Source organism: Glycomyces halotolerans, from assembly GCF_054779575.1.
Genome location: NZ_BAAGXZ010000007.1, coordinates 181,432 through 190,514 on the forward strand (window position 1 = coordinate 181,432; position 9,083 = coordinate 190,514).

Annotated in this window: 9 protein-coding genes, 1 tRNA gene and 2 pseudogenes; 7 read left to right on the top strand and 5 right to left on the bottom strand. The window is 70.5% G+C overall.

All coding sequences use genetic code 11. The features are described from left to right. The first annotated feature begins 176 nt into the window (after positions 1-176). Positions 177-389, top strand: coding sequence for a hypothetical protein (locus tag ACYVL2_RS08890; RefSeq protein ID WP_460542332.1), 213 nt, complete (start codon positions 177-179; stop codon positions 387-389). A 20-nt stretch (positions 390-409) separates the two neighbouring features. Here the strand turns inward: ACYVL2_RS08890 and ACYVL2_RS08895 are convergent, their stop codons facing one another. Further along, on the bottom strand, positions 410-2,494 hold the full coding sequence (locus tag ACYVL2_RS08895) for a S9 family peptidase (RefSeq protein WP_460542334.1): 2,085 nt from the start codon (positions 2,492-2,494) through the stop codon (positions 410-412). A gap of 128 nt (positions 2,495-2,622) precedes the next feature. On the opposite strand from ACYVL2_RS08895, the gene ACYVL2_RS08900 reads away from it, so the two are divergent. Both ACYVL2_RS08900 and ACYVL2_RS08905 read left to right on the top strand, forming a co-directional pair. Further along, positions 2,623-3,354, top strand: a complete 732-nt coding sequence (locus tag ACYVL2_RS08900; protein ID WP_460542336.1) for an ATP-binding cassette domain-containing protein — start codon at positions 2,623-2,625, stop codon at positions 3,352-3,354. A gap of 15 nt (positions 3,355-3,369) precedes the next feature. Beyond that, positions 3,370-4,110 carry a YhgE/Pip family protein gene (locus tag ACYVL2_RS08905; protein WP_460542338.1) on the top strand — a complete coding sequence of 247 codons (741 nt, stop codon included), beginning with the start codon at positions 3,370-3,372 and terminating at the stop codon, positions 4,108-4,110. A 10-nt stretch (positions 4,111-4,120) separates the two neighbouring features. Here ACYVL2_RS08905 and ACYVL2_RS08910 read toward each other — a convergent pair whose 3' ends face one another. After that, the gene (locus tag ACYVL2_RS08910; protein WP_460542340.1) at positions 4,121-4,873 is read right to left on the bottom strand and encodes a TetR/AcrR family transcriptional regulator; all 753 of its coding nucleotides are present in this window, start codon (positions 4,871-4,873) and stop codon (positions 4,121-4,123) included. Between the two features lie 84 nt (positions 4,874-4,957). Between ACYVL2_RS08910 and ACYVL2_RS08915 the strand changes: the two genes are divergently transcribed. Next, positions 4,958-5,356 carry a VOC family protein gene (locus tag ACYVL2_RS08915; RefSeq protein ID WP_460542342.1) on the top strand — a complete coding sequence of 133 codons (399 nt, stop codon included), beginning with the start codon at positions 4,958-4,960 and terminating at the stop codon, positions 5,354-5,356. Positions 5,357-5,368: 12 nt separating this feature from the next. Here ACYVL2_RS08915 and ACYVL2_RS08920 read toward each other — a convergent pair whose 3' ends face one another. Beyond that, positions 5,369-6,616 carry a glycoside hydrolase family 27 protein gene (locus ACYVL2_RS08920; protein WP_460542344.1) on the bottom strand — a complete coding sequence of 416 codons (1,248 nt, stop codon included), beginning with the start codon at positions 6,614-6,616 and terminating at the stop codon, positions 5,369-5,371. 162 nt (positions 6,617-6,778) lie between these two features. Between ACYVL2_RS08920 and ACYVL2_RS08925 the strand changes: the two genes are divergently transcribed. Further along, positions 6,779-6,855, top strand: a tRNA-Phe gene (locus ACYVL2_RS08925). Positions 6,856-7,122: 267 nt separating this feature from the next. Here the strand turns inward: ACYVL2_RS08925 and ACYVL2_RS08930 are convergent. Continuing rightward, positions 7,123-7,554, bottom strand: a pseudogene (locus ACYVL2_RS08930) (ATP-binding cassette domain-containing protein); the annotation flags it as partial. Then, entirely contained in the window at positions 7,482-7,823 is a 342-nt protein-coding gene (locus ACYVL2_RS08935) for a PadR family transcriptional regulator (protein ID WP_460542346.1), read from the bottom strand. The pseudogene ACYVL2_RS08930 and the gene ACYVL2_RS08935, both read right to left, overlap by 73 nt. Positions 7,824-8,078: 255 nt before the next feature. Here ACYVL2_RS08935 and ACYVL2_RS08940 point away from each other — a divergent pair, with 255 nt between their 5' ends. Together ACYVL2_RS08940 and ACYVL2_RS08945 are read left to right on the top strand one after the other, a co-directional pair. Further along, entirely contained in the window at positions 8,079-8,432 is a 354-nt protein-coding gene (locus ACYVL2_RS08940) for a DUF1622 domain-containing protein (protein ID WP_460542348.1), read from the top strand. Between the two features lie 137 nt (positions 8,433-8,569). Beyond that, positions 8,570-8,900, top strand: a pseudogene (locus ACYVL2_RS08945) (ATP-binding protein); the annotation flags it as partial. Positions 8,901-9,083: the final 183 nt, after the last annotated feature.

A 9,083-nucleotide genomic window follows, 5' to 3' on the forward strand; every position in this document is an offset into this window, starting at 1 on the left:
CAGTTAAGTCGTTGCTGTCTCCCCGACCGGGGGCTGGGACTCAGACGCCGCTGTCTGAACACTTCATCGAGTGTTGCGTCAAGATGAAGTATCGCCCTCGAGCATGTGAAGGCCACACCCAGGCTACCTGGCGGTTCGCTCGCCGTTCGGACTCATCGGGTCCTACGGTAGTAGACATGAACTATCAGCAGGATTGGACCGACGAGTTCGATGAGGCTTCAGACGTCGACCGGGCCGACTCGGCCGAAGTCGACGCCGACGTCGACGACCCCGAGGCCATCGTCGCCGGGGATGACGGCGCCGTGCCCGAGGAGGCCGATCCCGCCGACGCCGTCGATCAGGCCCTCGAGGTGCCCGAAGACGAGGACGACGAAGCCCCCCCGGACTGATCCGCGAGGGCCCCGCCGCATCAGGCCGTCTGGGCCGCGCCGAGCCGGTCGAGCACCCAGGCGAGGTTGAACGCCTCTTCCTCCCAGGCGTCGTACCGGCCCGAGCGGCCGCCGTGGCCGGCCTCCATCTCCGTCTTGAGCAGCACGTCCGAGGCCGGGCTCTCGTGGCGGAGGGCGGCGACCCATTTGGCCGGCTCGTGGAAGCCGACACGGGTGTCGTTGAGGCTGGTGACCGCGAGGATCGACGGGTAGCGCGCGCCTGAGACGTTCTCATAGGGCGAGTACGACTTCATGTACTCGTAGACCTCGGCCGATTCGAGCGGGTTGCCCCACTCCTCCCATTCGATGACCGTCAGCGGCATCGTCGGGTCGAGGATCGTGTTGAGCGCGTCGACGAACGGCACGTCCGCGAGGACGCCGGCGAACCGCTCCGGCGCGAGGTTCGCGACCGCGCCCATGAGCAGGCCGCCGGCCGAGCCGCCGCGCGCCACGAGCCGGTCTTCGGCGGCCCACCCGGACTCGACGATGTGCCGCGCGCAGTCGACGAAGTCGGTGAAGGTGTTCCGCTTCTGCAGGAGCTTGCCCTGCTCGTACCACTGGCGGCCCATCTCGCCGCCGCCGCGGACGTGCGCGATCGCGAAGACCGCGCCCCGGTCGAGGAGGCTGAGCCGGGCGATCGAGAAGTACGGGTCGATCGAGTGCTCGTAGGAGCCGTAGCCGTACAGCAGGCACGGCGCGGTCCCGTCGGCTTCGACGTCGGCGCGGGCGACGATCGAGATCGGCACCTCGGTGCCGTCGGCGGCCGTCGCCCACTCGCGGTACTGCCGGTACTGGGCCGGGTCGAAGTCGCCGAGCACCGGGGTGCGTTTGAGCAGGTGCAGCTCGCGGGCGCCGATGTCGTAGTCGTAGACCGACGCGGGGGTCACCATCGAGGTGTAGCCCAGGCGCAGGCGGCGCGAACGGTAGTCGGGGTTGTCGCCGACGCCGACCGAGTACAGCGGCTCGTCGAACTCGATCTCGGCGAGCTCGCCGGCCCGGTCCAGGATCGCGATCTGCGAGAGTCCTTCGCGGCGCGTCGAGACCACCGCGTGGTGCTCGAACGCGTCGACCGACTCCAGGCGCACCTCGCTGGAGTGGGGGATGATCTCGTTGAACCGGGCGGTGTCGTCGACCGGCGCCCACCCGAGCGTGAAGTTCTCGGCGTCCTTGTTGTGCAGAACCAGGAACCGGTCGCCCTGGTGGTCGACCTGCAGCTCCACGCCCTGCTCGCGCCCGTTGCCGAAGACGGTGAACTCGCCGGTGGGGTCGCTCGCGTCGAGGAAGCGGACCTCGCTGGTGATCTTCGAGCTCGAGCCGATCATGAGGTACCGCTCGGAGCGGGTCAGCTCGATGCCGGTCCAGAACCGCTCGTCGTCCTCCTGGTAGACCAGCGCGTCGTCGCCGCCGCCGAGGACGTGCCGCCACACCTGGTAGGGCCGCCAGGCGTCGTCCACCTTGGTGTAGAAGAACACCGACGCGTCGGCCGACCACGCCCCGCCGTAGAAGACGCCCTCGATCCGGTCGTCGGCGACCTCGCCGGTCCGCAGGTCCTTGAACCGCAGCGTGAACCGCTCGTCGCCGGTGTAGTTGACGCCGAAGGCCAGCAGGTTCCCGTCGGGGGAGACGTCGAAGACGCCGAGGGCGAAGAAGTCGTGGCCCTCGGCGAGCTCGTTGCCGTCGATGAGGACCTCTTCGCCGGGCACCGGCACGCCCGGCTCCACGCTCGGCGGCGTGTCCCCGTCGGCGGCGAGGCGGCAGTGGATGCCGTACTGCTTGCCCTCCTCGGTGCGCCCGTAGTACCACCAGCGGCCCTTGCGGACCGGCACCGACAGGTCGGTCTCCTGGGTGCGGTCCTTGATCTCCCCGAAGATCGCCTTGCGGAGCCCGGCCAGGTGCGCCGTCCGCGCCTCGGTGTAGGCGTTCTCGGCGCGCAGGTAGTCCAGGACGTCGGGGTCCTCGGGGTCCTTGAGCCAGGCGTAGGCGTCGTTCACGGTGTCGCCGTGGTGGGTTCGCGGGTGGTCGCGGCGGGCCGCGACGGGCGGCTGCACGGGTTGCTCATCTGACATGCCTCAACTGTAAGGGCCCGCTCGGCGCGCCACCGGTCACCGCACGGGACCCTCGAGCCGCACCCGGGAGGGACGAAACTCGCCGAATCCGGCCAACTACCGCCGGTCCAGCTGTGAGGATGGTCCACATGAGCGACCAGTTGGAGGACACGGAGCAGGAGTCGGTGGACTCACCGCCCGCCGGCGAGGCCGCCACGCCCGGGGACCTGCACCGGACCGTCGTCTTCGAACGGCCCGTCCCGCCCTTCCTCACCGCCGACGGGCTGACCGCCCGCACCCGGCCCGCCCCGGTCTTCGCCGACGTCAGCTTCGCCGCCGAGCTCGGCCAGCTCGCCGCGGTCACCGGCGACGGCGGCGACGGGCGCACCTCGCTCCTGCTCGCCCTCGCCGGCCGCTTCCCCACCAGCGGAGGCAAACTCACCGTCGACGGCCGCACCCGGCGCTCGCAGATCCGACGCCGCTTCACCGTCGCGACCGCCGGAGCGGCCATCGCCCCCGACCCCCACCACTCCGTCGGCGCCTGCATCGACGAGACCGTCGCCGTCTCCGCCCGCGTCGCCACCCGCCACAACATCCGCGCCTGGCTCGACCGCCTCGCCGTCGACGTCGACGACGGCGACCGCTACGGGCGGCTGCCCCGCATCGAGCAGATCCGCTTCGCCGTCGCCTGCGCCGCCGCCTCCCGCACCCCCGCGATCGTCGTCGACGACGCCGACACCGGGCTCAACGGCGCCGGCGGCGAACGCGTCTTCGAAGCCCTGCGCACCGTCGCCGACGCCGGGCAGCTGGTCGTGGCCGGGTGCACCCGCCACGACCCGCCCGCCGACGCCGTCGTCGACCTGAGAGTCAACCGCCCATAGAACGGGAGGACGACCATGAGCGCGCTGCGCCTCGCCTGGCTCGAACTGCGCCGCTTCCGCGGCCGGGCCGCCCGCGTCGCCGCCCTGCCCGCCCTCGTCCTCCTGCCCTGCCTGTACGGCGGGCTCTACCTGTGGTCGGCCTGGAGCACGGTCGAGCGCGGCGCGGACCTGGTCCCCATCGCCGTCGCCGTCTCGCTCTGGATCTTCGGCCTCGCCGCCTACCTGCTGCTGCGCCCGGCCAACCCGCGCGCGCTCGCCGGAGCGCTGCGCTCCTCGCAGGTCGCCCTGGGCGGCTGGGCGCCCGCCGCCGTCCTCGGCACGGCGTCGGCGCTGGCGCTCTACGCGGTCGTCGACTTCGGTCTCGGGCTCGAGGCGGCGTATCCGCAGGCCGCGGCGGGGCTGTGCGTGCTGGCCGCGCTGGCGTTCTCGGCGATCGCGCACCTGTGCCGGCTCGCGTTCGGCGCCGGCGGGACGCTGCTGGTCGCGCTGCTGCTCATACTGCAGTCGACCAGTGCCGGCGGCCTGTATCCGGTCGAGTCGACGCCGGAGTTCTTCCAAGCGCTGCACCCGTGGATGCCGATGACCTACGCGGTCGAGGGCCTCGAGGCGGCCATCGGCGGCGGGATCGTGCCGCTGGTGCGCGCGGCCGTGGTGCTCACCGGCTGCCTGGTCGGCTCGCTGGTCCTGTCGACCGCGGTGGTGTCCGCCCGCCGCACCTGGAGCCCGGGGCGCCTGCGCCCGCCGCTGCGGGCCTGACCCGGTCCGCTCAGCGTTCGATGAGGGCGGCCAGCCCGTCGAGGACCCGTTCCAGGCCGAACTCGAAGGCGTGCCGGGGTGAGTACGCCGCCTCGTGCGCCTCCCCGGCGGCCTGCCCGACCCGGACCGCCGTCGGGTAGCGCTCGGCGTCGAGGACCTGTTCGAGCAGTTCCCGGTTGGCCTCCCACCACTGGCGGTGGCTCATGGCCGTCGCCTCGCGCTCCTCGTCGGATTGGGCGGCGGCCGCGGCGGCGGCGCGCACGAACCCGAGCACGAAGGCCAGCGCGTCGTCCATCTCGACGTCGTCGAGGCCGATCCCATCGAGGGCCCGCAGTTCGTGCTCGTACTTGGCGCACTGCCCGGGGCCCAGCGGCGGCCTGCTCTGTGAGGCGGCCGCGGCCCACGGGTGTGCGCGCAGGAGCGCGTAATTGTCGCGGGCGAGGCCGGCCACGCGCTCCCTCCAGTCGCCGGCGGCCTCGGCGCGCGGCATGCGGGCGTAGAGGGCGTCGACCATCAAGGCGATCAGTTCGCTCTTGCCGGGCACGTACGTGTAGAGGGTCATCGGGGCGACGCCGAGCGACTGAGCGAGGCGGCGCATGGTGACCGCTTCGAGTCCCTCGTCGTCGGCGAGCGCGATCGCCGCCTCGACTACGGCGTCGATGGTGAGGCCCTGCTTCGGGCCGCGCGAGGCGGCCGTGGGTGCCCGCCTCCAGAGCAGCTCGAGCAGGTGCGGCTTCGCGGCGTCGGATGCGGTGGAGGTCACGCCCGCATTCTAGCGCAGATCATGGTACGCCGTACATTATACGACGTACGATATATGCCGTACGAAGATTCAGAGGAGTCGCACATGCACGTCACCGCTTCCGCTCTTTCCCTGAACGTCCCCGACCCGGTCGCCTCGGCCGGTTTCCTCGAACGCCACTTCGGTTTCACCGAGGACATGTCCGCCGACGGATTCGTCTCGCTCTCCCGCCCCGACGTCGGGTTCAACATCATCTACCTGCGGACGGGCCTGCCGACCTTCAAACCCGCGAGCGCCCGCGGCAGCGCCGGCGGCCTCCTAGTGGTCCTCGTCGTCGACGACATCGACGGCGAATACGAACGACTCCGGCGAGAAGGCGTCGACATCACCACGCCCATCGAGACCGAGCCGTGGGGCGAGCGGTACTTCCAGGTCACCGACCCCGGCGGCGTGGTCGTCCAGCTCGTCCAATGGGTCGAGACGCCGGAGAAGGCCGGCGCCTAGCGAACCGGCCGCCTACGACAGCCGGTAGAGCGCCGCGCCGTGCGAAGGCAGCTTCGACCGCAGCTCCGGGCCGCCCCGGTGGTCCTCTCCGGCCCAGCAGTCGCGGACGGTGGACGGCCGGGCGAGGCCGAGCGCGCTCCACGGCAGCGCCAGCTCGGCCGGTTCGGAGCCGCGGTTGAACACCGCCGCGAACTCGCCGTCGTCCGAGGCCCACGCCACCAGCTTGCCGTCGCGCCAGACCTCCTTGGACGGCGCCTGGCCGCGCTGAGCCGCGAGCACGTCGTCGTTGGTCAGCAGCGCGATGGTCTCAGAGCCCGAGTTCGGCAGGTCGGCGCCGACCATGAGCGGGGAGCGGGCGATGCACCACAGGGTGAGCATGGTCCGCTGCTCGTCGGCGGTCAGCAGCGACTCGCGCGGCTCGCCGACCTCGGCGCGCACGCCGAGGCGCCCCAGCGGCAGCATGTCGGCGTCCGGCCAGTGGCCGGGCCCGGCGTGCGGGGCCCAGTCCCGGAGCAGTTCGAACTGGGCGTCGATGTCGCGCCAGCGGTCCCACAGGTCCGCGGAGATCCGCCACAGGTGCGAGTGGGCCTTGAGGTGGTCGGCGTGGTCGACCGACAGGTTCACGCCCGGCGAGAGGCTCAGCACGATGTCGCGGTCGGCCTTCTCGACGGCGGTCCAGAACGCCTCGACCTCGTCGTCGTAGTAGGGCGCGATCATGTCGTCGGCCTTGATGTAGTCGACGCCCCAGTCGGCGAACTGGGCGACCAGGGAGTCGTAGTAGGCCTGCCCGCCCGGGTGCGAGTGGTCGATGCCCCAGTTGTCGTCGATCCAGGACGAGACGCGCTCGCGGTCGGGGATCTGCGCTGCCGAGAACTCGCTGCCCTTGATCGGGGTGTCGGCGGCGACGGCCTGGCGGGGGACGCCGCGGAGGATGTGGAGGCCGAACTTGAGTCCGAGCGAGTGGACGTAGTCGGCCAGCGGCTTGAACCCGGCGCCGTCGGCCGCGGAGGGGAAGCGTCCGGGCGCCGGCTGGGGGAGCCCGTACTGGTCGAGGCAGAGCCGGGCGCCGGAGTTGTAGCCGCCGGCGCGGGCGGTCGGCTCGTACCATTGGATGTCGACGACGACGTACTCCCAACCGTGGTCGGCCAGGTGCTCGGCGATGAACTCGGCGTTGGCGCGCGTCTCGGCCTCGGTGACCGAGGTGCCGAAGACGTCCCATGAGTTCCAGCCCATCGGGGGCACGGCGGCGAGTCGGGGCACAGCATCCTCCTCGGGGGTCGCGTGCCCTGTACGGTACCCGTGTCCGCCGACGCGGGACACCACCGGTGGGAAAGCGCCCCATGGACGCAGATCACTCAGGGTCCGCCACCGTGTCGAGGTGCGGGCCCGCCGTGCTGTAAGGTAGTCAAGGCATTCACGCATGGCCAGGTAGCTCAGTTGGTACGAGCGTCCGCCTGAAAAGCGGAAGGTCGCCGGTTCGACCCCGGCCCTGGCCACCAGCTAACAACCCTGTTGACCTGCGTCAATGCAATGTTGACAGGGTTTTTTGTGTTCTGATGCTGCCTCTTGCCGACCCTTCTTGTCCCTTGCTTGGGGCACGTCGGGGGCACGGGCTGGACCGCTACCCTATATGCCTGCCGAGCCGTCCTCGGTGCCAAAAGACGGGAGCAGATGCGAACCAGTAACGTGCCAGGCCAAAATCTGAAACGCCGCCTCTCGCTCGACCGCCAACAGAGCTGCGGCTTGGGCTGGAACGTTAACGCGTCCAATACTTGTAGCAGTGTGGATTTGCCGGACCCGTTGGCGCCCACCACGGCCGCGACCTCGCCGGCGCGGAGTTCCAGGTCGACGCCGCGCAGTACCTGGCGCCGCCGGTATCGCTTGGTAACGCCGGCGGGGCGCAGCACCACCGGTCCGCGAACTCTGTCGAGCGGGGCCGCCTGGGGCCGGGCGGCCCTGGCGAGGCTGGTCGCGTAGGTCACGGCGGGTCCGAAGAGTGCACTCGGGTGCATGCCGGCGGCCTGAGCCTCGGCGCTGCTGTCGTCGGCGAGGCGGCGTGCCTCGAGGGGATCCACGCCGAGCTCAACGAGCCTGCGGTAGCAGGCGCTGTGCCATTCGGTGGCGGTCATGTGGCTCCCTCGGCAGTGTGCGGCGCCAGTGCGGTGACGTGGTCGACGGCGTCGCGGAACGCGCCCCATTCGGCGGTGCGCGCCTCGGCCGCGGCGCGGCCTTCGGCGGTGAGGTCGTAGTACTTGCGCCGCGGACCCACTGTGGAGGTCTCCCAATCGGTCCGGACCAGGCCCTGCTTTTCGAGCCGCAGGAGCGACGGGTAGAGGGTGCCGCCGGGGATCTCGCCGAAGCCCGTCTGCGCGAGCCGCTGCCCGAGGCCGAGACCGTAGTCGCGGCGCTCGCGGAGCAGGCACAGGAGGCATAGGTCGAGGAAGCCGTGCAGCCATTGTTGTCTCATGGAGTCGGGCACGGTAGGTAGGATAACTGACTACCGGTGGGCGGGTTCATCGGCCTGGTCATCGCTGGAGCCCTGCGGAATCGCGGCAAGTGCTATGGCAGCCGCTCACGGTCGGCGGCGCCGTCGGCATGGGTTCGTGTCAGCTCGTTCGCGCCCTCGCCGCCGGGCCGAACCGTTCGGAGAGCGAGCTCGCCTGGGTGTGAGCGGACTCCGGCGGGGGAACCCGCGCACATCCATACCGACGGGGAGGGTGGCGTGGACTTCGAGGCTGTAGTGGAAACGACGGGCAAGGCGATCGAGGGCGCCGGTGTGGCGGTCATCGTGGTCGGAATGCTGGGCTTGTCCGTTCGTTTCGCTCGCGACGTGGCGGGGCGAGGCGACCTCCAGGCGAGTTATCGACGCTATCGGCGAGGCATCGGCAGGGCGATTCTGTTGGGTTTGGAGTTTCTCGTGGCTGGGGACATCATTCGGACCGTGGCGGTTTCCCCCACTTTCACCAGCGTGGGCGTACTCGCGATCATAGTCGCGATACGCACCTTCTTGAGTTTCTCGCTCGAAGCCGAGCTCGAAGGGCGATGGCCCTGGCAGCGACCGCGCACCGACGCGTGATCCCGGATGGACGACCGCTCGCACCGATCCTTACGATCCGGACACCGGCATGGCGGTGACCGCTCTGCGTCCGCAAGACCGATAGGCGTCTGCCCCGAAAGCGGAAGGTCGCCGGTTCGACCCCGGCCCTGGCCACCAACGAACTGACCGAGGCCGCCAACGACAAGCAGCTGGGACGCACCATCGCCCGCTATGGCCGGGTTGATCTGCTCTGCATCGACGAGCTGGGCTACATGGAGCTCGACCGGCACGGCGCTGAACCGCTGTTCCAAGTCCTCACCGAACGCGAGGAGAAGAACAGCGTCGCCATCGCCTCCAACGAGTCGTTCTCCGGCTGGACCAAAACCTTCACCGATCCCCGGCTCTGCGCCGCCATCGTCGACCGGTTGACATTCAACGGCACCAATCATCGAGACCGGCACCGACTCCTGCCGACTCGCCCAGACCCAGAAGAGCACCACCCCCTAACTCAGGCGGGGCCCAGCTCCAACCCCCGTGGAGGCCGGTCGGAGCGTTGAGGCGGTGCGCGCAAGATGAAGGCGGCCTCGGCCGCTGGGGCCGAGACCGCCTGATATCCGCTCGCCTGTCAGCCGATGGTGCAGGTCAGGTCCGGAGCGGTGTTCGAGCTGCCGTAAGTGGCGTTGAACCCGA